The sequence below is a fragment of the Streptomyces sp. NPDC002773 genome, assembly GCF_040295605.1.
Classification (GTDB): domain Bacteria; phylum Actinomycetota; class Actinomycetes; order Streptomycetales; family Streptomycetaceae; genus Streptomyces.
The window spans coordinates 101,994-126,076 of sequence record NZ_JBEOVO010000009.1; the positions used below are offsets into that span (position 1 = coordinate 101,994).

At 72.2% G+C, this 24,083-nt stretch carries 23 protein-coding genes and 2 pseudogenes; 4 read left to right on the forward strand and 21 right to left on the reverse strand.

Annotation, left to right across the window (positions count from 1 at the left end; genetic code table 11):
- Positions 1-211 precede the first annotated feature (211 nt).
- The 3 genes and pseudogenes from ABT034_RS14330 (at position 212) to ABT034_RS14340 (ending at position 3,299) form a co-directional block, all read left to right on the forward strand.
- Complete coding sequence (locus ABT034_RS14330; protein ID WP_351214843.1) at positions 212-940, forward strand: ABC transporter ATP-binding protein; 729 nt, start codon at positions 212-214, stop codon at positions 938-940.
- On the forward strand, positions 922-2,073 hold the full coding sequence (locus tag ABT034_RS14335) for a hypothetical protein (protein ID WP_351214845.1): 1,152 nt from the start codon (positions 922-924) through the stop codon (positions 2,071-2,073). Before ABT034_RS14330 ends, ABT034_RS14335 begins: the two co-directional genes overlap by 19 nt.
- Positions 2,074-2,154: 81 nt before the next feature.
- Positions 2,155-3,299 (forward strand): annotated as a pseudogene (locus ABT034_RS14340) (LOG family protein).
- 19 nt (positions 3,300-3,318) lie between these two features.
- Here the strand turns inward: ABT034_RS14340 and ABT034_RS14345 are convergent.
- The 10 genes from ABT034_RS14345 to rpsB all read right to left on the reverse strand — a co-directional run bounded on the left by ABT034_RS14345 (position 3,319) and on the right by rpsB (position 13,796).
- Positions 3,319-3,966: a dihydrofolate reductase family protein gene (locus ABT034_RS14345; protein WP_351214847.1), complete on the reverse strand. Its 648-nt coding sequence runs from the start codon at positions 3,964-3,966 to the stop codon at positions 3,319-3,321.
- An 82-nt stretch (positions 3,967-4,048) separates the two neighbouring features.
- Positions 4,049-5,071 (reverse strand): ABC transporter ATP-binding protein, encoded by a 1,023-nt coding sequence (locus ABT034_RS14350; RefSeq protein ID WP_351214849.1) that lies wholly within the window; start codon positions 5,069-5,071, stop codon positions 4,049-4,051.
- Entirely contained in the window at positions 5,071-6,684 is a 1,614-nt protein-coding gene (locus ABT034_RS14355; protein ID WP_351215023.1) for an ABC transporter permease, read from the reverse strand. Before ABT034_RS14355 ends, ABT034_RS14350 begins: the two co-directional genes overlap by 1 nt.
- Before the next feature lie 61 nt (positions 6,685-6,745).
- Positions 6,746-7,825 carry a thiamine ABC transporter substrate-binding protein gene (locus ABT034_RS14360; RefSeq protein ID WP_351215027.1) on the reverse strand — a complete coding sequence of 360 codons (1,080 nt, stop codon included), beginning with the start codon at positions 7,823-7,825 and terminating at the stop codon, positions 6,746-6,748.
- A gap of 237 nt (positions 7,826-8,062) precedes the next feature.
- On the reverse strand, positions 8,063-9,169 hold the full coding sequence (gene rlmN / locus ABT034_RS14365) for a dual-specificity RNA methyltransferase RlmN (RefSeq protein ID WP_351214851.1): 1,107 nt from the start codon (positions 9,167-9,169) through the stop codon (positions 8,063-8,065).
- A gap of 80 nt (positions 9,170-9,249) precedes the next feature.
- The gene (locus ABT034_RS14370) at positions 9,250-10,353 is read right to left on the reverse strand and encodes a phosphatidate cytidylyltransferase (protein WP_351214853.1); all 1,104 of its coding nucleotides are present in this window, start codon (positions 10,351-10,353) and stop codon (positions 9,250-9,252) included.
- Positions 10,353-10,910: a ribosome recycling factor gene (gene frr, locus ABT034_RS14375; RefSeq protein ID WP_351214855.1), complete on the reverse strand. Its 558-nt coding sequence runs from the start codon at positions 10,908-10,910 to the stop codon at positions 10,353-10,355. The genes ABT034_RS14370 and frr overlap by 1 nt, the downstream gene beginning before the upstream one ends.
- A 94-nt stretch (positions 10,911-11,004) precedes the next feature.
- Positions 11,005-11,769 carry a UMP kinase gene (gene pyrH, locus ABT034_RS14380; protein WP_351214857.1) on the reverse strand — a complete coding sequence of 255 codons (765 nt, stop codon included), beginning with the start codon at positions 11,767-11,769 and terminating at the stop codon, positions 11,005-11,007.
- 165 nt (positions 11,770-11,934) lie between these two features.
- Entirely contained in the window at positions 11,935-12,771 is an 837-nt protein-coding gene (gene tsf, locus ABT034_RS14385; RefSeq protein ID WP_351214859.1) for a translation elongation factor Ts, read from the reverse strand.
- 101 nt (positions 12,772-12,872) lie between these two features.
- Entirely contained in the window at positions 12,873-13,796 is a 924-nt protein-coding gene (gene rpsB, locus ABT034_RS14390; RefSeq protein ID WP_351214861.1) for a 30S ribosomal protein S2, read from the reverse strand.
- A 256-nt stretch (positions 13,797-14,052) separates the two neighbouring features.
- On the opposite strand from rpsB, the gene ABT034_RS14395 reads away from it, so the two are divergent.
- Complete coding sequence (locus tag ABT034_RS14395; RefSeq protein ID WP_351214863.1) at positions 14,053-14,517, forward strand: murein hydrolase activator EnvC family protein; 465 nt, start codon at positions 14,053-14,055, stop codon at positions 14,515-14,517.
- A 9-nt stretch (positions 14,518-14,526) separates the two neighbouring features.
- Here ABT034_RS14395 and ABT034_RS14400 read toward each other — a convergent pair whose 3' ends face one another.
- From ABT034_RS14400 to lepB (ABT034_RS14450), 11 genes and pseudogenes are all read right to left on the reverse strand, one after another.
- Positions 14,527-15,075 (reverse strand): TetR/AcrR family transcriptional regulator, encoded by a 549-nt coding sequence (locus ABT034_RS14400; protein ID WP_351215029.1) that lies wholly within the window; start codon positions 15,073-15,075, stop codon positions 14,527-14,529.
- A 72-nt stretch (positions 15,076-15,147) separates the two neighbouring features.
- Positions 15,148-15,984, reverse strand: a complete 837-nt coding sequence (gene whiG / locus ABT034_RS14405) for an RNA polymerase sigma factor WhiG (protein WP_250761418.1) — start codon at positions 15,982-15,984, stop codon at positions 15,148-15,150.
- 239 nt (positions 15,985-16,223) lie between these two features.
- A complete protein-coding gene (gene dprA / locus ABT034_RS14410) occupies positions 16,224-17,420 on the reverse strand; it encodes a DNA-processing protein DprA (protein WP_351214865.1) in 1,197 nt (398 codons plus the stop codon).
- Complete coding sequence (locus ABT034_RS14415; protein ID WP_351214867.1) at positions 17,417-19,039, reverse strand: YifB family Mg chelatase-like AAA ATPase; 1,623 nt, start codon at positions 19,037-19,039, stop codon at positions 17,417-17,419. The genes dprA and ABT034_RS14415 overlap by 4 nt, the downstream gene beginning before the upstream one ends.
- A gap of 1 nt (position 19,040) precedes the next feature.
- A complete protein-coding gene (locus tag ABT034_RS14420) occupies positions 19,041-19,406 on the reverse strand; it encodes a YraN family protein (protein WP_351214869.1) in 366 nt (121 codons plus the stop codon).
- 131 nt (positions 19,407-19,537) lie between these two features.
- Positions 19,538-19,846: a DUF2469 domain-containing protein gene (locus ABT034_RS14425; protein ID WP_005311352.1), complete on the reverse strand. Its 309-nt coding sequence runs from the start codon at positions 19,844-19,846 to the stop codon at positions 19,538-19,540.
- A 55-nt stretch (positions 19,847-19,901) separates the two neighbouring features.
- Positions 19,902-20,495 carry an NUDIX hydrolase gene (locus tag ABT034_RS14430; RefSeq protein ID WP_351214871.1) on the reverse strand — a complete coding sequence of 198 codons (594 nt, stop codon included), beginning with the start codon at positions 20,493-20,495 and terminating at the stop codon, positions 19,902-19,904.
- Positions 20,492-21,259: a signal peptidase I gene (gene lepB / locus ABT034_RS14435; RefSeq protein ID WP_351214873.1), complete on the reverse strand. Its 768-nt coding sequence runs from the start codon at positions 21,257-21,259 to the stop codon at positions 20,492-20,494. The genes ABT034_RS14430 and lepB (ABT034_RS14435) overlap by 4 nt, the downstream gene beginning before the upstream one ends.
- A 71-nt stretch (positions 21,260-21,330) precedes the next feature.
- Entirely contained in the window at positions 21,331-22,185 is an 855-nt protein-coding gene (gene lepB / locus ABT034_RS14440) for a signal peptidase I (RefSeq protein WP_502972919.1), read from the reverse strand.
- Positions 22,182-23,232: pseudogene (lepB, locus tag ABT034_RS14445) on the reverse strand (signal peptidase I). The gene lepB (ABT034_RS14440) and the pseudogene lepB (ABT034_RS14445) overlap by 4 nt, the downstream one beginning before the upstream one ends.
- Positions 23,225-24,016: a signal peptidase I gene (lepB, locus tag ABT034_RS14450; RefSeq protein ID WP_351214875.1), complete on the reverse strand. Its 792-nt coding sequence runs from the start codon at positions 24,014-24,016 to the stop codon at positions 23,225-23,227. Before lepB (ABT034_RS14450) ends, lepB (ABT034_RS14445) begins: the two are co-directional and overlap by 8 nt.
- Positions 24,017-24,083 lie beyond the last annotated feature (67 nt).

The following is a 24,083-nucleotide window of genomic DNA, read 5'->3' on the forward strand; positions in this document are numbered from 1 at the left end:
CCCTCACGGCGTGACCCCGGCCCGGGCATGCGGCCATCCGAGTGGATGGCGGCGGCCCGGGCCGTGTGCTGTCCGTACAAGCGGATCTGAATCCTTACGGTGCATCCCTGGCCGTGCCCTGGAACCCCACGGAGCCAGTGACCGACAGGCCCGTCTCTTCGTTCCCCCGGACGGGGGAACTCAGATCGGATCCGACATCGAGGTGTACGCGATGGCCCCACCGGACAACGACGTGCTCTGGGCGCGTTCCCTGCACTGCGCCCTGGGCGGAACCGACGCGCTCAGCGGCGTCTCCCTCGGCGTCCGCGAAGGCGAGATCCTCGCCCTCGTCGGCCCGCGCGGCAGCGGCAAGACCACCCTCATGCGCTGCCTGTCCGGCCAGCTCCTCGCCCAGCAGGGCGAGGTCTGGTTCAACAGCAGCCCCGTGCACACCCTGGCCCCCGCCGCCCGCGAACGGCTCCGGCGCGACCGCTTCGGCTGGATCGACCCCGAACCCGGCCTCGTCCCCGAACTCACCGGCTGGGAGAACACCGCCCTGCCGCTGCTGCTCCGCGGGGTCTCCCACCGGGCCGCGAAGACCGCCGCCATGGAGTGGCTCGAGCGACTCGACATCGGCGCCTGCGCCCGGAAACGCCCGCACGCCCTCACCCGGCCCCAACGCCAGCGGATCGCCACCGCCCGCGCCCTGGTCACCACCCCGTCGGTGCTGTTCGCGGACGAACCCACCGCCACCCTGCACCGGGCCGAGGGCGCGCAGCTCCTGCGCACCCTGACGGCCGCCGCCCGCTCGCACGACATCACCGTGCTCCTCGCCACCCACGACGGCGAGGTCGCCGCCCTCGCCGACCGCACGGTCGCGCTCCTCGACGGACGCAGGGTCGGCGCCGTACCCCCGGTGTCAGGGGCGGAGGGCGTCGCCGCGTGCTCGCTCTCCGCCTAGCCCGAGGGGCCCACCCCCTCGTCCTGACCCGCCGACTCGCCGTCGCGGCCGCGGCCGCGGGGGTGGGCTTCCTGCTGCTGTGCACCCTCGGGTACGCCGTCGGGCACCCGGAACGCTCCTCGGCGTCCGCCCTGCGGCTGCTCTGGTGCGCCCTGCCGCTGGCCGCCACCGTCCAGTTCGCCGTCGCCGTGGCCCGTACCGACCCCAGCACCCGCCCCCGGCCCGGGCTCTCGGCGGTCGGCCTCGGCCCCGCCCGGCTCACGGCGATCGCCGCCGCGTCGACGGCCGTCGCCTGCACGCTCGGCTCCATGGTCGCACTGCTGTTCTATCTGCACCTGCGCGGCGACATCACGGGCCTGCCCTTCGACGGGGCCGCCGCGGAACTCCTCGCCGCCGACCAGCCGATCCCGCTCGCCGCGGCCCTCACCCTGCTCGCCGTGCTGCCCGTCGTCGCGGCCACGGCCGCGGGCGTGGCGCTGCGCCCGCGGCCGGCGCCCGCCGAACCGGAGGGCGCGGAGAAGGCGGTGCCGTCGGGGCTGCCGTGGGGCGTCGCCCTGATCGCGGTCGGCCTGGCGATCGAGACGTACGCGGGCCGGGGCGGCTCCGGGGGCGGCCTCCCGCTGCCGGGCCGCTTCGACGGCAACCCGGCGGGCGTCCTGGCCGGCTGGGTCCTCACCGCCTGCGGTCTCGCGATGGCCGGCCCCGGCATCACCCACGGCTGCGGCCGGCTCCTCCAGGCGGTGCGGCCCGGCGCCACCCGGCTGCTCGCGGGCCGTGTCCTGATGGACGAGTCCCGCCGCATCGGCCGGCCCCTCGGCGTGGTGAGCGCGGTGATCTCCGGAACCCTCGCGGCGGCGGCGCTGTACGACTCGAAGGCGGGCTCCGACGCGTTCGGCCCGCTCACCAGCCTGGGCGCGACCCTGATCCTGGCCTGCACGACGGCCACCCTCCTGACCGCCGCGCTGGAGTCCAAGCAGGGCCGGGCCCACACCACCGAGGCCCTCCTCCGCATCGGCGCCCCACCGACGGTCCTGCGCACGGCGGCCCTGATGCGCGCGGGCGTCCTGCTCGCGGTGTTCCTGCCGCTGACGTGGATCGTGGCGGAACTGGCGGCGCTGCCGCTCACCGGCTGAGACCCGCGCAGGGGCGCGCCGCTCACCGGCTGAGACCCGCGCAGGGGGCCGCCCACGCGGGCGGCCCCTATCGTGAAACCCATGGCGACGCTTCCCCCGGCCCATCTGCCGCCCGGACCGCGCGGCCACGGGCGCGAGATCCACACCCTCGACGCGTTCGACACGGCGCTCGCCGGGCCGGGCTCGCTCGCCGGGTGCCGGGTGCAGTCGGTCGACCTCGTCGACCGGACCTTCGCCCTGCTCACCGCGGTCACCACCGGCGCCGTCTTCCTCGGCTGCCCGATGGAACCGGAGGCCGCCGCCAAGGTCCGCGCCGACGGGGCCCTCGTCTTCCCGCCCGTACCCGACCTGCCCTTCGACCCGTACCGGGCGTCGCTGTACTCCCCCGAGGAGCTGTACGACGGGATCACGTTTTTTAGACGGGTTACGAGGGGACGCCCGACGCGCGCGCGTACGCGTGGTTCGGCTGGACCCGGGCCGACGGCGACATCTTCGCCTCGATGCTCCGCTCGATCCACGACGACGCCGTGTCCGACGCGCTCGACGAGCTCGTCGACGGCACCCCGGTCGTCGGTGTCATGGGCGGCCACGCGATGGGCCGGGGCACGGAGGCGTACGCGGGCGCCGCCCGGCTCGGCAGGTCGCTGGCGCGCGCCGGACTCACCGTGGCGACCGGCGGCGGCCCCGGCGCGATGGAGGCGGCGAACCTCGGGGCGTATGCGGCGCCACTGCCCGACGAAGCCCTGGGCGAGGCCCTCGACCTGCTCGCCGAGGTCCCGTCGTTCACGCCCTCGGTGACGGACTGGGCCCGCGCGGCCTTCCGGGTCCGGGCCCTCCTGCCGCACGGCGGCGACTCGGTCGGCCTCCCCACCTGGTTCTACGGCCACGAGCCGCCGAACGCCTTCGCGGGCCACATCGCCAAGTACTTCGCCAACGCCACCAGGGAGGACGGCCTCCTCGCCCGCTCCACGGCGGGCGTCGTCTTCCTGCCGGGCGCGGCCGGCACGGTCCAGGAGATCTTCGGCAACGCGACCCCGAACTACTACGCGCTCCCCGGCGCCCCGACCCCGATGGTCCTGGTCGACCGCGCCCACTGGACCGAGCGCCTCCCGGCCTGGCCGCTGCTCGAAGCCCTGGCCGCGGGCCGCCCGATGGCCGCCCGGATCGCCCTGGTGGACTCGGTCGAGGAGGCACCGGCGGCGCTGGAACGGCTCGCGAAGGCCTAGCCCGCGGCAGGGCCCCCGGTCACTTCCGCCAGTACAGGTGGTGCGTCACGTCGCCGCTGGGGCTCGGCACGACATCGCGGTGGTACCGGTCGAGCAGCTCGTCGGGCGACTCCCAGAGCCGTACCCCCGCCCCCAGCTTCACCGGTGCCACGGCGACGTGCAGGGTGTCGACGAGATCGGCGTCGAGGAACTCCCGGATCGTGGTGGCACCGCCGCCGAGGCGCACGTCCTTGCCCCTCGCCGCCTCCCGCGCCGTCGCGAGGACCGTCGCCGGGTCGCCGTCGACGAAGTGGAACGTCGTGTCCGAGAGCGTGAACGACGGGCGCGGGTGGTGCGTCAGGACGAACACCGGCGTGTGGAACGGCGGCTCGTCACCCCACCAGCCCTGCCACTCCTCGTCCGCCCACGGCCCTCGCTGCGGCCCGAACTTGTTGCGCCCCATGATCTCGGCGCCGATGTTCCGGGCGAAGTCCCGCGTGAAGTAGTCGTCGAGACCGCGGCTGCCCCCGGCGTCGGTGCGCCTGGGCCAGCTCGCCGTGGCTCCCGCCCACGCGAACAGCTCCCCCGGATCCGCGTGCCCGAACGGCCGCTCCAGGCTCTGGCCCTCACCGGCACCGAACCCGTCGGACGAGACCATGAAGTTCTGCACTCTGAGCAGCTGGGCCACGACTGTCACTCCTGTGTGGTCGACGAAGACGAATTACGTACGACAAGGAGACTCCCCCGGCGGGGAGAACTCATCGCACCCGCTACGGGGTGTCGTCGCCGAGCACCACCACGTCCTCCGCCCGGAAGACCACCCCCACCTCGGCGCCCTCCTCCGGCACCTCCCGCAGCGGAAGCTCGGCGTCCAGCGGCGGTCCGTCCGCCGGACGGAGCCGTACCTCCACATGGCTGCCCCGGAACGTCCGGGACTCGACCCGGCAGCTCAGGCCACCGGCCGCGAGCCGGACCCCGCCCGGCCTGACCAGGAGCCGCCGCTCGCCCTGCGGCGCGCCCTCCGGCACCGGGATCCGCCCCCACACCGTGTCCGCGACCGCCCCGCTCACCCGCGCGGCCACCACGTTGTCGAAGCCCAGGAAGCGGGCCACGAACTCCGAGGCCGGCCGCGACCAGACCTCGACGGGTGCACCCGACTGGGCGATGTGCCCGTCCCGCATGACCACCACCCGGTCCGCGAGCGCGAACGCCTCGCCCTGGTCGTGGGTGACCGCGAGGACCGTCGTCCCGAGCCGCCCGAACAGCTGCCGCAGCTCCACGACGAGCCGCTCCCGCAGCCCCCGGTCGAGCTGGCCGAGGGGCTCGTCGAGCATGAGCAGCCGGGGCCGGGGCGCCAGGGCGCGGGCCAGCGCCACCCGCTGCTGCTCGCCGCCGGAGAGCGCGGCGACGGACCGCCGCTCGGCGCCCGGCAGGCCGACGAGGTCGAGCAGCTCCGCGACCCGTTCGGCCTGCTCGGCGCGGCCCGCCCCCCGCATCTTCAGCCCGAAGGCGACGTTGCCGCCGACGTCCCGCTGCGGGAACAGCTGATGGTCCTGGAACATCAGGCCGACCCCGCGCCGGTGCACCGGCACCCCGTTCTGGTCGGCGCCGCCGAGCAGCACCCGGCCACCGTCGAGCGCCTGGAGTCCCGCGACGGCCCGCAGCAGCGTGGACTTGCCGCTGCCGCTGGGGCCGAGCACGCACACGATCTCGTGGTCGGCGACCTCCAGGTCCACGGCGTCGAGCGCGGCCCGTGCCCCGAACCGTACGGTCGCCCCGTCGAGTCTCAGCATCAGAACTCCCCGGTCGTCCGGTCGGTCCGGAGCCGTTCGAGCAGCAGCAGGGACACCGCGCACACCACCATGAGGATCGTCGAGAGGGCCATCGCCTGGCCGTAGTTGAGTTCGCCGGGCCGACCGAGGAGCCGCGCCACCGCCACCGGAAGCGTCGGGCTCTCGGGCCGGGCGATGAAGACCGTCGCGCCGAACTCGCCGAGCGAGACCGCGAAGGCGAACCCGGCGGCGATGAGCAGCGCCCGCCGCACCAGCGGCAGGTCCACCTCCCGCCAGGCCCGCCACGGCGAGGCGCCGAGCACGGCCGCCGCTTCCCGCAGCCGTTCGTCGACCGCCCGCAGGACCGGCAGCATCGTCCGTACGACGAAGGGGACGCCGACCAGGGCCTGGGCGAGGGGGACGAGGATCCAGCTGGCCCTCAGGTCGAACGGCGGCTCGTCGAGGGTGATGAGGAACCCGAAGCCGACGGTGACGGCGGACACCCCGAGCGGCAGCATGAGGAGCGCGTCGAAGCCCCGTACGAGCCGCCCGGCCCGCCGGGTGAGCGCCGCCGCGGCGAGCCCCCCGATGAGCACCGCGATGCCGGTGGCGGCGACCGCGTACCGCAGCGAGTTCCCGATCGCCTCCAGGGGCGGTACAAGGAAGGTGCCGGCCTCGTCGAGCGAGCCGAGCGCCCGGTAGTAGCCGAGCCCGTACCCGTCAGGCCCGGCGAAGGAACGTTCCACGAGCACGCCGAGCGGCAGCAGGATGAGCAGCGCCACCGAGAGGAGGACTCCCCCGAGCAGCGCCCACTGCCCCGCGCCGCGCGGCCGGTGCGCGGTCCGCTCCGGCGGTACGAGCCTGAGCGCGGTCTCCCGTCTCCGTACCGTCCACGCGTGCACGGCCAGGATCGCGCCGACCGCGAGGAACTGGACGAGGGTCAGGACGGCGGCCGTCGGCAGGTCGAGCAGCCGCGCGGTCTGCCGGTAGATCTCCGCCTCCAGGGTGGAGTACGCGTTCCCGCCGAGGATCTGCACGACGCCGAAGGAGGTGAAGGTGAAGAGGAAGACCATCAGGGCGGCGGCCGACACCGCAGGGACGAGGGCGGGCAGTGTCACCGTCCGCCAGGCCGTCCAGCGCGAGGCGCCGAGGACCCGGGCGGCCTCCTCCTGGCGCGGGTCGAGCTGGGACCAGAGCCCGCCGACGGTCCGTACGACGACCGCGTAGTTGAAGAAGACATGGGCGAGGAGGATCGCCCAGACGCTGGTGTCGAGCCGCAGCCCCCACACCTCGTCCGTGAGCCCGCCCCGGCCGACGAGCGCGAGGAACGCCGTGCCGACGAGGACCGTCGGCAGCACGAACGGCACCGTGACCACGGCCCGCAGGACGCCCTTGCCGGGGAAGTCGAACCGCGCGAAGACATACGCCCCCGGCAGCGCGACGAGCAGGGTGAGTCCCGTGGACGCGAGCGCCTGCCACGCCGTGAACCCGAGCACGTCGAGGATGTCCGGGCGGCTCAGCGTCTCGCCGATCCGCCCGAACCGCCAGGCCCCGTCGGGTCGCAGCCCGCGCTCGACGATCGACGCCACGGGCCAGGCGAAGAAGACCCCGAAGAACGCGACGGGCAGGGCCATGAGCCCCAGCCGCGCCGCGCTCCCCCGCAGGTCGCGTGTCCCTCGTGTCACTTCGGACGGGTCACTTCAGGACGAGCGACGACCACTGCTGGATCCACGGGTCGCGCTTCTCGGCGATCTTCTCCGGCGCCATGGTCTCCGGCTTGTCGACGACCACACCGTGCTTCGTGAAGAGCTCCGGCAGGGCGGCGTCCTTCGCCACCGGGTTGACGAACATCTGGAGCGGCATGTCCTCCTGGAACTTCTTCGAGATCAGGAAGTCGATCAGCGCCTTGCCGCCCTCGGGGTTCTTCGCCCCGTTCAGGAGGCCGGCGAACTCGGTCTGCCGGAAGCAGGTGCCTGTGGAGACGCCGGTGGGCGCCACCTTCGGCTGCGGCTCGCCGTAGAGCACCTCGACCGGCGGGCTGGAGGCGTACGAGACGACGAGCGGCCGGTCGCCCTTGGCCTGCTTGCCGCCGGCCGAGCCGGAAAACTCCTGGTTGTAGGCGAGCTCCCAGCTGTCGACGGTCTTCACACCGTTGGCCTTGAGCTTCGTCCAGTAGTCCTGCCAGCCGTCGTCGCCGTACTTCGCGGCCGTACCGAGGAGGAAGCCGAGGCCCGGGGAGGACCGCTCGGGGTTCTCGACGACGAGGAGGTTCTTGTACGCGGGCTCCGCCAGGTCGTCGAAGGTCTGCGGCGGCGCCAGCTTCTTGTCGGCGAAGTACTTCTTGTCGTAGTTGACGCAGATGTCGCCGGAGTCGATCGGCGTGACCCGGTGCTCCTTGTCGAGCCGGTACTCCGCCGGGACGCGGTCCAGGCCCTTGGCCTCGTACGGGACGAAGATGCCGTTGTCGAGGGCGCGGGAGAGCAGGGTGTTGTCGACGCCGAAGAAGACGTCACCCTGCGGGGAGCCCTTGGTCAGGATCTCCTTGTTGACGGCCTCGCCGGCGTCGCCGCTCTTGAGGACCTTGACGGTGAAGCCGGTCTGCTTCGTGAACTCCGCGAGGACTTCCTTGGAGGCGTTGAAGGAGTCGTGGCTGACGAGGGTCACGGTCTTCGGGGCGGGCGTGCCGGACTTGCCCGCGGCGTCGCGGACGTCCTCGGTGCCGCAGGCGGCGAGGCTGGTGACGCCCAGCGCGGCGACGAGCGCGGCGGCGGCCATCTTCTTGGTGCTCACTGAGATTCCTCCTGGGTGTGACCAGGAAGAGACGCGGCCCTGCCCACGGCCGGCGGACCGGACGCGGGCAGGGCGCAACAGCTTGAGTTAACGACCGAACTTCCTACCCAGAATGACCTGGGCAAGGTTCAGAGGGTCTGCGGTCCTACGGTGACCGCACTCTCAGCGCTGTGGCGCTCCCCTGTCGGAATATGGAGATGTGTTCGACCTCAGAGTACAAGGTCAGCGTTCGGCGGCGGCCAGCTGTCCACAGGCACCGTCGATCTCCTGGCCCCGGGTGTCCCGCACGGTCACCGGGACGCCGTGGCGCGCGATGGCCTCGACGAAGGCCTTCTCGTCCTCGGGACGGGACGCGGTCCACTTCGAACCCGGCGTCGGGTTCAGCGGGATCAGGTTGACGTGCACCCGACGCCCCTTGAGCAGCCGGCCCAGGAGGTCACCGCGCCAGGCCTGGTCGTTGATGTCCCGGATGAGCGCGTACTCGATGGAGATCCGGCGGCCGGACTTCTCCGCGTACTCCCAAGCCGCGTCGAGGACCTCACGCACCTTCCAGCGCGTGTTGACCGGCACCAGGGTGTCACGCAGCTCGTCGTCCGGGGCGTGGAGCGAGACCGCGAGCCGACACTTGAAGCCCTCGTCGGCGAAGCGCAGCATGGCCGGCACGAGCCCGACCGTGGAGACGGTGATCCCGCGCTGGGAGAGACCAAGGCCGTCCGGCTCGGGGTCGGTGAGCCGCCGGATGGCGCCGACGACCCGCTTGTAGTTCGCGAGCGGCTCGCCCATGCCCATGAACACGATGTTGGAGAGCCGCGCCGGTCCCCCGGGCACCTCCCCGTCGCGCAGGGACCGCATGCCGTCCACGATCTGGTGCACGATCTCGGCGGTCGACAGGTTCCGGTCGAGGCCCGCCTGTCCGGTCGCGCAGAACGGGCAGTTCATCCCGCAGCCGGCCTGCGAGGAGATGCACATGGTCACCCGGTCCGGGTAGCGCATGAGCACCGACTCGACGAGCGTGCCGTCGTGCAGCCGCCACAGGGTCTTACGGGTGGTGTCGTCGTCGCACGAGATGTGCCGCACCACGGACATCAGATCGGGCAGCAGCTCCCCGGCCAGCTTCTCCCGCGAGCCGGCCGGAATGTCCGTCCACTCGGCGGGATCGTGCGCGTACCGCGCGAAGTAGTGGGTGGACAGCTGCTTGGCGCGGAACGGCTTCTCGCCGATCGCGGCGACGGCCTCCTTCCGCTCGGCGGGCGTGAGGTCGGCGAGGTGCCGCGGCGGCTTCTTGGCTCCGCGGGGGGCGACGAAAGTGAGTTCTCCGGGCTTGGGCATGGTGATACCAGTGTCGCAGAGATACGAAGAAGGGCCCGCCGCCCTGTGGACGACGAGCCCTTCATCGGACGAACCGCAGGTCAGGCGGTTCCCACGAACAGCGCGAGCAGCAGCCACACCACCGGTGCCGTCGGCAGTAGCGAGTCCAGGCGGTCCATGATGCCTCCGTGGCCCGGGAGCAGGGTGCCCATGTCCTTGATGCCCAGGTCTCGCTTGATCATCGACTCGCCGAGGTCGCCGAGCGTCGCGCTCGCCGCCACCGCGAAGCCGATGATCAGGCCCTGCCACCAGGCACCGCCATCGATCAGGAACTCCATGCACAGCGCGCCCGCCGCCATCGCGAACGTCACCGCGCCGAGCAGGCCCTCGCGGGTCTTGCCGGGGCTGATCCGCGGGGCCAGCTTGTGCTTGCCGAAGCGCCAGCCGACCGCGTACGCCCCGGTGTCGCTGACCACGGTGAGGAGCAGGAAGGTCAGCACCCGCTGCGGGCCGTCGTCGGCGGTCAGGAGCAGTGCCACGAAAGTCGCGAGGAACGGCACGTAGAACGCGGCGAACACGCCCGCCGTGACGTCCTTCAGATAGCCCTCGGGCGGCTCCGTCATCCGCCATACGAGCACCGCGAGCGCCGTCAGCGCCATCGCCACCCAGGCGCCCTCGGCACCCCGGACGTAACCGGCGACGACCATCGCCGCGCCGCCGACCGCGAGCGGGACCAGCGGAGCCTTGATCGCCTTGCGCTCCTGGAGGCGGGAGGTGAGCTCCCAGAGCCCGACCACCACGGCGACCGCTATCACCCCGACGAACGCCGCTTTCCAGATGAACAGCGAGGCGATGATGACCGCGCCGAGACCGACCCCGACTCCTATGGCAGCGCCCAGGTCCCGCCCCGCGGTCTTCTTCTGCCGTGGTCCCGGCGACGCGGGCGGCGGAGGCGGGGTGGGGCTGTGCATGGGCTCCTGCGGGTGCTCGTGCGGCGTCTCGTCACGGAACAGGGGACCGCTCGTGTGAGCGGCCCCCCGGCCGTGACCGTCCTGGAATCCGCCGGCGGGAACGTCGGGCACGATGGGCATGGGCCGAGTCTGCGCCGCCTGCTGCCGATCGTATGCGGGACCCGCCGGGACGGGCCCCTGGTCGGGTCCCCTACGGCCGGAACCGGCCGGGGCCCCCCAGGAAGAGTCGTTCATCAGACCTCGAGCAGCTCGGCTTCCTTGTGCTTGAGCAGCTCGTCCACCTGCGAGACGTACTTCGCGGTGGTGTCGTCGAGCTCCTTCTCGGCACGGCGGCCCTCGTCCTCGCCGACCTCGCCGTCCTTGACGAACTTGTCGATGGTCTCCTTGGCCTTGCGGCGCACCGAGCGGATCGAGATCTTCGAGTCCTCGGCCTTGGTCTTGGCGACCTTGATGTAGTCCCGGCGGCGCTCCTCGGTCAGCTCGGGGAACACCACCCGGATGATGTTGCCGTCGTTGCTCGGGTTGACGCCGAGGTCCGAGTCCCGGATCGCCTGCTCGATGTTGCGCAGCGCGGTCTTGTCGAACGGGGTCACCACGGCCATCCGCGGCTCCGGGACGGAGAAGGACGCCAGCTGGTTGATGGGGGTGACGGCACCGTAGTACTCCGCCACGATCTTGTTGAACATCGCCGGGTGCGCACGGCCGGTGCGAATCGCGGCGAAGTCCTCCTTGGCGACCACGACGGCCTTCTCCATCTTCTCCTCGGCCTCGAGGAGAGTCTCTTCGATCACCACATGCTCCTGCGTGTCGTCGCGTTGTGTCCTGCACGGTGTACGACCGGCAGGGCTCTGTCCATCCCCTTGCGGGGCGGTTCCCCGGTTCGGGTCAGGCCCGGGTGCCCTGGTCGCTCACGAGCGTGCCGATCTTCTCACCCTTCACCGCGCGAGCGATATTGCCCTCGGTGAGCAGTTCGAAGACGAGGATCGGGAGGTTGTTGTCCCGGCACAGGGTGATGGCGGTGGCGTCGGCGACCTTGAGGTCGCGGGAGAGCACCTCGCCGTACTCCAGTGCGTCGAACTTGACCGCGTCGGGGTTGGCCTTCGGGTCGGAGTCGTAGACGCCGTCCACGCCGTTCTTGCCCATGAGCAGGGCCTCGGCGTCGATCTCCAGGGCACGCTGGGCGGCGGTGGTGTCCGTGGAGAAGTACGGCATGCCCATGCCCGCACCGAAGATGACCACGCGGCCCTTCTCCAGGTGGCGCACGGCCCGCAGCGGGATGTACGGCTCGGCGACCTGGCCCATGGTGATGGCGGTCTGGACGCGTGAGTCGATGCCCTCCTTCTCCAGGAAGTCCTGGAGGGCGAGGCAGTTCATCACGGTGCCGAGCATGCCCATGTAGTCGGAGCGGGCCCGGTCCATGCCGCGCTGCTGGAGTTCGGCGCCGCGGAAGAAGTTGCCGCCGCCGATCACCACCGCGATCTCCGCGCCGTCGCGTACGACCGCCGCGATCTCACGCGCGATGGCGTGTACGACATTGGGGTCGACACCCAGGCCGGTACCGCCGGAGAACGCCTCTCCGGACAGCTTCAGCATGTAGCGCCCGGCCGTCCTGCCGTTGTTGTCGTCGCCCTGTACGGCGCCCTGGTTCATGGAGATCTCCTCGTGCACATACGAAGGAGGCCATTGCCTTGGGTCCTCGCGGGTTTCCCGTACGGCAATGGCCTCCTGTCAGATCTGCGGTCGTCCTGCGCGTACGCGGACGACTGCTTCAGACCCTACCGGGGGGTCCGGCGTCCGTCGCGTTCGCGTACGGACTCAGATGCCGACCTTGATGCGGGTGAAGCGCTTCAGGGTGACACCGGCCTCGTCCAGGATCTGCTGGACGGACTTCTTGTTGTCAAGGGCGTACGGCTGACCGAGCAGCGTCGCGTCCTTGAAGAAGCCGTTCACGCGACCCTCGACGATCTTCGGGAGCGCGGCCTCGGGCTTGCCCTCGGCGCGGGTGGTCTCCTCGGCGACGCGACGCTCGGTCTCGACGACCTCGGCCGGGACGTCCTCACGGGTGAGGTACTTCGGCGCGAAGGCGGCGATGTGCTGGGCGACACCCTTGGCGACGGCGGCGTCGGCCTTGTCGAACTCGACGAGGACACCGATCTGCGGCGGGAGGTCCGGCATCGTGCGGTGCATGTACGCGAAGACGAAGCCGTCGGCGTACTGCGCGAAGCGGTCCAGGACGATCTTCTCGCCGAGGTTGGCGTTGGCCTCGTCGACGAACGCCTGCACGGTCTTGCCGGCCTCGATCTCGGAGGCGAGCAGCGCCTCCAGGTCGGCCGGGGCGGTGGCGGCGACGTGGGCGGCGAGCTGGTTGGCGACGGCCTGGAACTTGTCACCCTTGGCGACGAAGTCCGTCTCGCACTTCAGCTCGACGAGGGTGCCGGAGGTGTTGTCGTCGGCGATGAGGGAGACCACGGCGCCGTTCTCGGCGGAGCGGCCCTCACGCTTGGCGACACCCTTCTGGCCCTTGATGCGCAGGGCTTCGACGGCCTTGTCGACGTTGCCGTCGGCCTCGTCGAGGGCCTTCTTGCAGTCCATCATGCCGGCGCCGGTGAGCTCGCGGAGCTTCTTGACGTCAGCGGCGGTGTAGTTCGCCATGAGTCTGTTTCTCTCTCGAAGTCTGAAAGATCGGGCGGTCTACGGGTGGACGGCGGGGGCTTTGTGGGCCCCCGCCGTCGTCACCCGAAGGTCCTGGAGGGTCAGGCCTGCTCGGCGTCCGCGGCCGGAGCCTCGGCGACAGCCTCGTCAGCGGCCGGGGCCTCGGTCTCGACGGCCTCGGCGGCCGGGGCCTCGACGGCCTCGGCGGCGGGGGCCTCGGCGACGGCCTCGTCGGAGTCGGCCTTCTTCTCACCCTCGAGCAGGTCGCGCTCCCACTCGGCGAGCGGCTCGCCCTGGGCCTTCTCGCCCGGCTTCGAGTCGCCGGTCGCGGCGCCGGAGCGGGCGATGAGGCCCTCGGCGACGGCGTCGGCGATCACGCGGGTGAGCAGGGTGACGGAGCGGATCGCGTCGTCGTTGCCCGGGATCTTGTAGTCGACCTCGTCGGGGTCGCAGTTGGTGTCGAGGATCGCGACGACCGGGATCTTCAGCTTGCGCGCCTCGCCGACGGCGATGTGCTCCTTCTTGGTGTCCACGATCCAGACGGCACTGGGCACCTTGGACATCTCGCGGATACCGCCGAGGGTCTTCTCCAGCTTGGCCTTCTCGCGGGAGAGGACCAGGAGCTCCTTCTTGGTGAGGCCGGACGCGGCCACATCCTCGAAGTCGATCTGCTCGAGCTCCTTGAGGCGCTGCAGACGCTTGTAGACGGTGGAGAAGTTGGTGAGCATGCCACCGAGCCAACGCTGGTTGACGTACGGCATGCCGACACGCGTCGCCTGCTCGGCGATGGCCTCCTGGGCCTGCTTCTTCGTACCGACGAACATGATGGAGCCGCCGTGCGCGACGGTCTCCTTGACGAACTCGTAGGCGCGGTCGATGTACGACAGCGACTGGAGCAGGTCGATGATGTAGATGCCGTTGCGCTCGGTGAAGATGAAGCGCTTCATCTTCGGGTTCCAGCGACGGGTCTGGTGACCGAAGTGGACGCCGCTTTCCAGCAGCTCCCGCATCGTGACGACGGCCATGGCCGTATCTCCTTGGGTTTCTCGGTTATGTCCTGACGCCCCGACGCGCCGTGCCACTAGGGACCGAAAGGCGCTGCCACCGGCCGGTGAGGGCTGGTTGGCGGGGCGTGCGAAGTCGACCCGGTGACCCGGGTCGCCATAGGAAGTGTACGGGAACCCGGGGGCGCCGGGTGACGGCCCTGTCCACAACCTGCGAGTAGTCCACAGAAGGGGTCCGCGGCCCGGCGGAACCGGTCGTGCCGGGGAGCCTCTCCCCATGTACCCCATGCACCTCGCGCACCTGACGGCACTGATCCTCACGCTCGGCCTGTTGTGGCCGGTGGGCCCGCCGCCGCCGGAGATCCTCCGCGGCTGGCAGCCCCCGGCCGGCCCGTACGCGCCCGGGCACCGCGGCGTGGACCTGGCCGCTCCACCGGGCACCGAGGTCCTGGCTCCGGTGGAGGGGACGGTCAGCTTCGCGGGCCCGGTCGGCGGCCGCGGGGTCCTCACCCTCACCCTTCCGGGTACGGGCTCTCCGCCGCTGCGCACGACCTTCTCCCCGGTGACCCCGCTGGTGCCGAAGGGCGACCGGGTCCCGGCGGGCACACCGGTCGCGCGGGTCGCCCCCGGCCCCCACTGCGCGGAGTCCTGCCTCCACTGGGGCCTGCTCCGCGGCGACACCTATCTGAACCCGCTGCTGCTCACCAGGAGAGCCCCTTCGCGGCTGCTGCCGCTGGGCTGACCCGGGGGTTCAGGCCGGGGAGCCGTTGACGCCGTGGAGGGCCATCGTGACCGCCGCCTCCGCGATCTCCGCCGGGTTCTCGGCGGCGCCGAGTTCGATGCGGCGGACCGCCGCGTCGACGACACCTTGGAGGAGCATGGCGCCCAGTCGGGGCTGGGGCTGGCCCAGGGCGGCGAGGGCGTCGACGATCATGGCGACGAGGCCGCCGTGGGCCGCGCGGATCTTCTCGCGGGCGCCGTCGTCGAGCTCGCTCGCCGAGATGGCGACGACCGCGCGGTGGCGCCGGTCCCCGACCAGTTCCAGCTGGGTGCGGACGTACGCCTCGACCTTGCCCTGAGGGGTCTCCGCGCCGTCCATCGCGGCCTCGACCTCGGCGGCCCAGAGGGGGAAGTCGACGGCGCACAGCTCTTCGACGACGGCCGCGCGCGATCGGAAGTACTCGTACACCGAGGAGCGGGCGAGGCCCGTGCGCTCGGCGAGTGCGGGGAAGGTCAGCGCCTCCGTACCGCCCTCGGACAGCAGGGAACGCGCGGCGTCCAGGAGGGCGCCGCGCTGCATCGTCCGGTGCTCGGCCACCGAGGCCGCTCGAATCCTGGGCACGGCTCCACTGTACGACCGGCTCGCGCCGGGTCAGCGTCCGACGTCGGCCAGCTTGGCGCGGAGCTGCAGGACGGACTTGGTGTGGATCTGGCTGACGCGGCTCTCGGTGACACCGAGGACGTGGCCGATCTCGGCGAGGGTCAGGCCCTCGTAGTAGTAGAGCGTGACGACGGTCTTCTCCCGCTCGGGGAGCGTGTTGATGGCGCGGGCGAGCAGGCGGCGCAGCTCGCGGTCCTCGGCGACCTCGACGGGGTTGTCGGCGGCCGTGTCCTCCAGGGTGTCCATCAGGGAGAGCCGGTCGCCGCCCTCGCCGCCGACGTGCAGCAGCTCCTCCAGGGCGACCACGTTCGCCAGCGACAACTGGCTGAAAACAGCGTGCAGTTCCTCAAGCGTGACGTCCATCTCCGCGGCGACCTCGCTCTCGGAGGGGGTGCGTCGGAGCTGGGCTTCGAGGGTGGCGTAGGCACGCTCGACGTTGCGGGCCTTCTGGCGGACGGAGCGGGGGATCCAGTCGAGGGCGCGGAGTTCGTCGATCATGGCGCCGCGGATGCGGGTGATCGCGTACGTCTCGAACTTGATGGCCCGCTCGACGTCGAACTTCTCGATGGCGTCGATGAGGCCGAAGACGCCGGAGGAGACGAAGTCGGCCTGTTCGACATTGGACGGAAGGCCGACGCTGACCCGGCCCGCGACGTACTTGACGAGCGGCGAGTAGTGCAGGATCAGCTGCTCCCGCAGCCGCTCGTCGCCGGTGTCCTTGTACGACCGCCAGAGCTCGTCGAGGGAGGTCGGCGCGGGTGGTCGCACGGTGCCCCGGGCTGCGGGGGGCACCGCAGCGCGGTCAGACCCGGAGGTGTGCTGGGGCATGCGTTGCCTTGAGCCGTTCTGCTGTCGTGTACGTCGGTGGAAGCGTCCTGGACGGAATCCTGGTGAGCGTAGCGTGAGTGCGCGGTCGCGGTGCGCGAACATCGGCGGATCGCGCCGCTCCGGGTGGACGCCGTCGGCCACATCTTCGAACCCGGGCGGTGGCGCGCGTCGACCCCTGGGGCGCGGCCGAGAGAGCTCGGTTGTTCACCCTCGTCACCCTTTCACCCGAATGCTCCAGGTCAAGTACCGCCTCGCCGCGCGTTCGTCGCCGAGGTGGCCGACCGCGCCAACTCCCAGCCCTCCCCGTGCCGTTGGACGAAGCCGAGCGAATGGAGTTCGTACAGCTTGGCGAGGGTGTCGTCGGGGGTGGTCCCGGCGCGGCGGGCGATGGCGGTCGTGGGGGTGGGGCCGCGGGCGGGGACCGCCTCCAGGACGTGGGCCGTCGCGGGCGCGAGGAGGTCGCGGGGAAGGACGGGTCCCCGGCGCGTCGGGGCGAGCTGGCCCATGTCCCCGATGAGTTCGACGATCTCGTCGGCGTCGGTGACGAGGGTGGCGTCGCCCCGCAGCAGTTCGTGGACGCCCGCGGAGAGCGCGCTGGTGACGGGTCCGGGGACGCCCATGGTGTGGCGGCCGAGCCGGGCGGCGGCGCGGGCGGTGACCAGGGATCCGCTGCGGTGCTGGGCCTCGACGACGACGGTGCCCCGGGTGAGTGCGGCGATGACGCGGTTGCGGAGGATGAAGCGGCTGGGGGTGGGGTGGGTGTCGGGCGGCAACTCCCCCACCACCAGGCCTTGTTCGGAGATGCGTCGGATGAGTTGGTCGTGGCCGCGGGGATAGGGGGAGTCGACGCCGCAGGCGAGGACCGCGACGGTGGCGCCGCCGGCGGCGAGTGCGCCGCGGTGGGCGGCGCCGTCGATGCCGTAGGCGGCTCCGGAGACGACGACCCAGCCCTGGCGTGCCAGGCCGGTGGCGAGGTCGGCGGCGGTGTGAGCGCCGTACGGGGTGCAGGCGCGGGCGCCGACGAGGGCGACGGAGCGCAGGGCCCAGGTCCGCAGGTCGGCGGGGCCCCTGACCCAGAGGCCGACGGGGCGGGCGTCTCCGAGGTCGCCGAGTTGACGCGGCCATTCGGTGTCGCCGGGGATGAGGAAGCGGCCGCCGAGGTCCTCGATGGTGGCGAGGTCGCGGTCCGGGTCGGCGGCGGCGGCGCGGAGCCGCCAGGAGGCGACGCGCTTCTGTCCGGTGCCGGGGAAGGGGTCGTCGTCGGCGGAGCCACCGGGTCCGGGTGGGGAGGCGTCGGCGGTGCGGAGGAGCCGGTCGAGGAAGCCGGTGGCTCCGTAGCGGTGGAGCCAGCGGCCGGCGTGCTCGTCGCCGGGTTCGACGGTTCGGCTGAGGGTGGCGCGGGCGCGTCGTTCGTCCGGGGGAGCGTGGAGGTTCATGCGCGCTCCCCCGCTCCGACGGGCACGCCGCGGGTGACGCCGGTGCGCAGTTCGAGGGCGAGCGCGATGTCCTGGCTGTCGGGTCGGTCGTGTCCCGCGAGGTCGGCGACGGTCCAGGCGACGCGGAGGACGCGGTCGAGGCCGCGGGCGGTGAGGAATCCGCGTTCGATGTCGCGTTCGGCGGCGGCGAGGGCTCCGGGCGCGGCGAGGTAGCGGGTACGGAGTTCGTGGCCGGGGATCTCGCTGTTGACGCTCCAGGGGGTGTCGGCGAGGCGTGCGGCGGTACGGGCGCGGGCTTCGCGGACACGGGCCGCGACGGCGGCGGTGGTCTCGCCCCGGTCGCCCTGGCCGAGGAGGTCGGCGCGGGTGACGGGTTCGACTTCGACGCGCAGGTCGACGCGGTCGAGGAGGGGCCCGGAGAGACGCGCCTGGTAGCGGCGGACGAGCGCGGCCGGGCATTCGCAGCCGGTGCCTTGCAGGGTGTGCCGTCCGCAGGGGCAGGGGTTGGCGGCGAGGGCGAGGAGGAAGCGGGCCGGGAGGCGTACGACTCCGGCGGCGCGGGCGATGACGACGTGCCCGGATTCGAGGGGCTGCCGGAGGGCGTCGAGGGCCTTCCCGGAGAACTCGGGCGCTTCGTCGAGGAAGAGGATGCCCCGGTGTGCGAGGGAGACGGCGCCGGGCCTGGGGAGTCCGTTTCCGCCGCCGACGAGGGACTGCATGGTGGCGGAGTGATGGGGCGCGCAGTAGGGGGCGCGGCGGACGAGGGGTTCTCCGGGCGGGAGGATGCCGGCGACGGAGTGGACGGCGGTGACTTCCAGGGATTCCTGTCGGGTGAGGGGCGGGAGGATGCCGGGGAGACGCTCGGCCAGCATGGTCTTTCCGGCGCCGGGCGGGCCGGAGAGCAGCAGGTGGTGGCTGCCGGCGGCGGCGACTTCCAGGGCGCGGCGGGCGCGGTGCTGCCCCGCGACGTCGGCGAGGTCGGGCCCCCCGGCGGGGTCCGTGGGGTCGGGGGCGAGGCCGGTGCCGATGCCGGCGCCGGGGACGAGGAGTCCCGCGAGCATGGCGTCGGGTCGGCCCGCTTCGGTGGGTTCCTCCTCGGGGACGGGCTCGTCGGTGAGGACGGCGATGAGTTGGCGCAGGCTGCGGACGCCGAGGACGGACACCCCGGGGACGAGCGCGGCCTCGCCCGCGGTCTGTTCGGGGACGACGACCTGGCTGTATCCGGCGTCGGCGGCGGCGAGGACGGCGGGCAGGATCCCGCGGACGGGGCGGACGCGTCCGTCGAGGCCGAGTTCGCCGATGAGGACGAGGTCGGCGATGGCGCGGGGGTCGATCCGTTCGGCGGCGCCGAGCACCGCCGCGGCTACGGCCAAGTCGAATCCGGAGCCGCCCTTGGGTACGGACGCCGGGCTGAGTCCGACGGTGAGTTTCTTCTGGGGCCATTCGGCGCCGGAGTTGACGACGGCGGCGCGGACCCGGTCGCGGCTCTCGCTGAGGCTCTTGTCGGGGAGGCCGACGAGGGTGAAGGCGGCGACGCCGGGTTCGAGGTCGGCCTGGACCTCGACGACGACGCCTTCGACGCCGACGAGGGCGACGGAGCAGGTGCGGGCGAATCCCATCTCAGGCCACCCCCTGGGCGTGGGTGAGGACGGGGGCGCCACGGCGGGGCAGGACGATGCCGACGAGGTCGATGCGGACTCCCCCGAGGGGAGCCGGGGTGCCGTTGCGGTCGAGCCAGCAGGCGGCGAGGCGGCGGAGCCGGTCGGCCTTCCGGGGCGTGACGGCGGCCATCGGGTGCTCGTAGGAACCCAGGCGCCGGGTCTTGACCTCGCAGATGACGAGGGTGTCGCCGTCGCGGGCGACGATGTCGATCTCGCCGGTCCGGCCGCAGCGCCAGTTGCGGGCGAGGATGTGCAGGCCGGCCGCCGTGAGCCGACGGGTGGCGAGCTCTTCGCCGTACCGTCCGAGTGCTTGCGTCTTGTTCATGCGGTACCACCTCCGTCACCGACTGTGACGGAAGGCGGCGGACCGCGTGCGGCGCTGTGGACGGCCGGGGGGCCTGTGGAAAACGGCCTCACCCCTGAGGGTGAGGCCGTTCGACGTGCGGGCGCCCGCGTTCAGCTTCCGGGAAGTTCGAGGTCGCTCTTGTTGAGCTCCTCGATGTTCACGTCCTTGAAGGTGAGGACCCGGACCTGCTTGACGAACCTGGCCGGCCTGTACATGTCCCAGACCCAGGCGTCGGCCATGCTGACTTCGAAGAAGACCTCGCCCTGCACCGAGTGCACCTGCATCTCGTAGTCGTTGGTGAGGTAGAAGCGCCGCTCGGTCTCGATGACGTATTTGAACAGCCCGACGACATCGCGGTACTCCCGGTAGAGCTTCAGCTCCATCTCGGTCTCGTACTTCTCGAGGTCCTCGGCGCTCATGGCATGTTCCCCTTCAGCCGTGCGTCCCCCTATTGTGCGCCAGTCGAACGCGCCCCTAAACGATTTCCGGGGCGAGAACCACCGGTGCACTCGGAGGTCCCTCGTCGAGCAGCTTGCGCAGTAGCTCGGCGAGTCTGGTCGGGTACACCGTCTCACGGGCCGCCGACAGTTCGGCGGAGGTCCACCATCTGAGGCCCGCGAGGCTGCGGTTCTCCAGCTCGGTGAGGGCCCGCGGCCCGGGCGCGGCCTCCGTTCCGCGCGTACGGGCGAGGTAGTACCACTCGTCCTGGTCCCACCGGCGCCCGGCGAACGGGAAGGAGCAGTGCCGCTTCCACAGCACCGGTCCGAGGTCGACGTCGGTGATGCCGGTCTCCTCGGCGAGCTCGCGCAGCGCCGCCTCCTCGCGGGTCTCGGCGCCCTCCAGGCCGCCGCCGGGGGTGAACCACCATGTGTCGGCCGGGTCGTCCGGCTCGTACCCGTGCAGGAGCAGGACCCGGTCGTCGGGATCGAGCAACACGACCCGCGCGACCCGTCGCCGGACGGTCGCCGGAGCCGTGCCGCGGTCCTCCGGCGCCGGAGCCGGAGCCGGGGCCGGGTCCGGCCCCCCGTCCCCCGCCGGCCTCCCGAGAGGCGTCTGCGCATCCGTCATGTGCCCACCTTCTCCCGTTCCCCGGCCCGCGGCCCCGCCGGCCGCCGCTTCGCGAGGAAGCGGGCCACCGGGCCGTACGCGCCTCCGGCCAGGACCAGGAGGGCGCCGACCGCGATCGCGGCGAGGAGGGGGCGTACGGGCCCGGGTTCGGAAACGCCTCCCGGGAGGCCCGCGAAGCCCGTCGGGCGGGCCAGGAGGCCCTGGGCGGGCCAGACGACGGCGTCGACCCTGGCGACGACGGTGGAGCGGGGCACCGAGCCCTGGCCGGCCTCCTCGATGTGCGTACGGGAGTCGAGCGAGGTGTGCCGGTCGTCGCCGAGGAGGAAGAGGTTGCCCGCGGGGACGGTGACGGAGAACTCCTGGCCGGAGGCGACGGTCCGGCCGCCCGGTCCCGGCCTCAGATAGGGCTCGTGGACGGGCGTGCCGCCGACGGTGAGCCGACCGTCCCGGTCGCAGCAGGCGACGGTGTCGCCGCCGACCGCGGCGACCCGCTTGACCATGGGCGAGTTGCCCCAGAGCGGGTCGGTGAAGACGACGACGTCCCCGCGCCGCACTTCGCCGCCGTCGATGCGCTGGGCGAGGATCTTGGACCCGGCGTCGATGGTGGGCGTCATGGAGTCGGTGGGGACGGAGTAGGGCTGGTAGAGCAGGGCTCCCCAGACGAAGCCGCCGAGGAAGAGCACACAGCCGACGGCCACGGCCAGCCCCGACAGCACGCTGCCGAGGCGGCCGTGGCCGTCCTGGGTCCGTATCTTTCCGCTCATGCGCGCACCCCGTAGGTCTGTCGACGGACCGTGGGTCTGTCGACGGTCCGGGACGGCACCCTACCCGCGGGTCACTCCGCGGCGGTACGGCGCGCGGCGAGCTTCTTCCGGCGCCACAGCACCAGCGGCAGCGCTCCGGCGAGACCGGCCACGCCGGCGGGGGCCGCGGTCGCGGCCTGGGAGAGGCCGGCCTGGTCGAAGACGCCGGGCACGGGGAGGGTGGCCCAGCGCGTGACGGGCCAGGCGATCACGACGGCGCGGCCCACGACCTCGTCGTTGGAGACGGTGCCGCCGCCCGGGAGCTGCTGGTGGAAGCGGGAGTCCAGCGAGTTCTGGCGGTTGTCGCCCATGACCCAGATCCGGTTCTCCGGGACCTTGATCGGGCCGAAGGAGTCCTGGCAGGGGACGGAGCCGGGGTAGAGGTATCCGGTCTCGTCGAGCGTCTTGCCGTTGAGGACGACCTTGCCGCCCTCCTTGCAGGACACGGTGTCCCCGCCGACGGCGATGACCCGCTTGATGAGGTCCTTCTCCTCGGCGGACGGCATGAGGCCGATGAAGCTGAGGAACTTCTGGACGACGTTGGGCGTGGGCGTCTCCTGGCCTTCGAGCCAGCCGCCCGGGTCGTGGAAGACGACGACTTCGCCGCGCTCGGGTTCGGAGCCGAACCAGGGGGTCAGTTTGTCGACGAGGACCCGGTCCCCCTTCTGGAGGGCGTTCATCATCGATTCCGAGGGGATCGAGAACGCCTGCACCAGGAAGGTCTTGATCAGCAGGGCGAGGACCAGTGCGATGCCGACGAGGAGGGGCAGCTCCTTCCAGAAGGAACGCTGCCTCCTGGGACCGCTGCCGGAGCCGTCCGCCGGGTCGTCGTCGCCCCCGCCCGGTCCGCCTCCGCCCGGCGTCCGCGCCTGCTCGTCGTCCGTCACGTCGTCACCCGTCGTGTCATCGCCGAAGGCCCCGCCGGCCCTCTCGTCGGGCTCATCGTGTCCGGATCGTGCGCCGACGGCCAAATCCCCCACATCCACTCCTCAGTCCGTGCGTCGCCCGCCCCGGGTCAGGGACAGGCCCACCACTCCCATAACGAGCAGAAGTTCCGCAGGGGTCGGGAGCCCGGGGAATCCGTTGAGATTCCGCTGGGACACACTATGCGACAGATCGGGCGCGGGCTCGGAACCCGTACTGGCGTCCGGTACGGCGGCGAAGGTCTCCCGCTCCTCCAGGGTCCGCCAGTGCCCGACGGGCCAGGCGATCACCACGGCGCGCCCCACGACCTGCTCCTCGGCGACGGTGCCGTGGTCCTTCTCGTCGAGGTGGAAGCGGGAGTCGCCCGAGTGGGAACGGTGGTCGCCGAGGACGAAGATCCGGCCCTGCGGGACCTTCACCTCGAAGGGGATCGTGGACGGCTGGTTCCCGGGGTGCAGGTACGGCTCGTCGAGCGGTACGCCGTTGACGGTGATCCGCCCGTCCGCGCCGCAGCAGCGGACGGTGTCGCCCCCGACGGCGACGACCCGCTTGATGAGGTCCCGGTCGTCGGCGGACGGCAGCAGCCCGATGAAGGTGAGGGCCTGCTTGGCCTGCTTGACGCCGGCGGGGTCGTCGGCGGGCGGCGCGGCCTCCTGCTGGAGCCAGTTGCCGGGGTCCTTGAAGACGACGACGTCACCGCGCTGCGGGCGGGAGCCGAACCAGGGGGTGAGCTTGTCGACGAGGACCCGGTCGGAGATCTGGATCGTCTGTTCCATGGAGCCGGAGGGGATGACGAACGCCTGGACCAGGAAGGTCTTCAGGACGAGCGCGATGAGGACGGCCACCGTGATCAGGATGGGGATCTCGCGGACCGCGGAGCGCTGCCGGCGCCGCTTGACCTTGCGGGCGAGCCTGCGCCGCTCGGCCCGTCCCGGCCGGGCGGGGCCCTGGCCGGCGCCCTGCTCGGCCGCGTGGCCGGGTCCGCGCGGCGGGCGGCCCCGGCTACCCATGGGCCCCCGCCCCGTGTCCGCCGGCCGGTGCGGCCGGTACGGCGCCGAAGGCGTCCGTCGCGGGAACGGTCGACCAGCGGCCGAAGGGCCAGGCGATCCAGTCGGCCCGCCCGACGACCCTGTCGACGGGGACCATGCCGCCGCCCGGGCTGCCCAGATGGTCCCGGGAGTCGCTGGACTGACTGCGGTGGTCGCCCATCACCCAGAGCCCGTCCTGCGGGACGACGATGTCGAAGGGCACGCTGGACGGCTGGTCGCCGGGCATCAGGTACCGCTCCGCGACGGGTACGCCGTTGACGGTGAGCCGGCCGTCCTTGCCGCAGCAGATCACCCGGTCGCCGCCGATGCCGACGACCCGCTTCACGAAGTCGGTCTCGTCGGGTTCCGCGAGTCCGAGGGCGGCCGCGCCGTCGTGCAGGAGCCCGGTCACCGGATTGCCCTCCGGCTGCTCCCGTACGAAGGATCCCGTGCCGTCGAAGACGACGACGTCGCCGCGGGCCGGCTCACTGCCGAAACGGTACGCCAGCTTGTTGACGAGGATCCGGTCGCCGACCTGGAGTGTCGGCTCCATGGAGCCGCTCGGGATCAGGAAGGGCTGCACCACGAAATGGCTCAGGAGCATCAGGAAGACCACGCACGCGCCGCCGACGAGGGCCGTGCGCCGCCAGGAGGGCGAGGCCCCGTCCGGTGCGGTCCCGTCCTCCTCGGAAACGCGCGCGGAGCGCGACCCTTCCTCCGGATCGGAAGAGGGGTCGCGCTCCGTGTGCTGTGCTTCGGTGTCCATCGGGGGCAGAGCCTATCCGGCCTGCCTGAGGGAGGACTCGGAAGCGTCGAGCGTGCCGGGAGCCGAA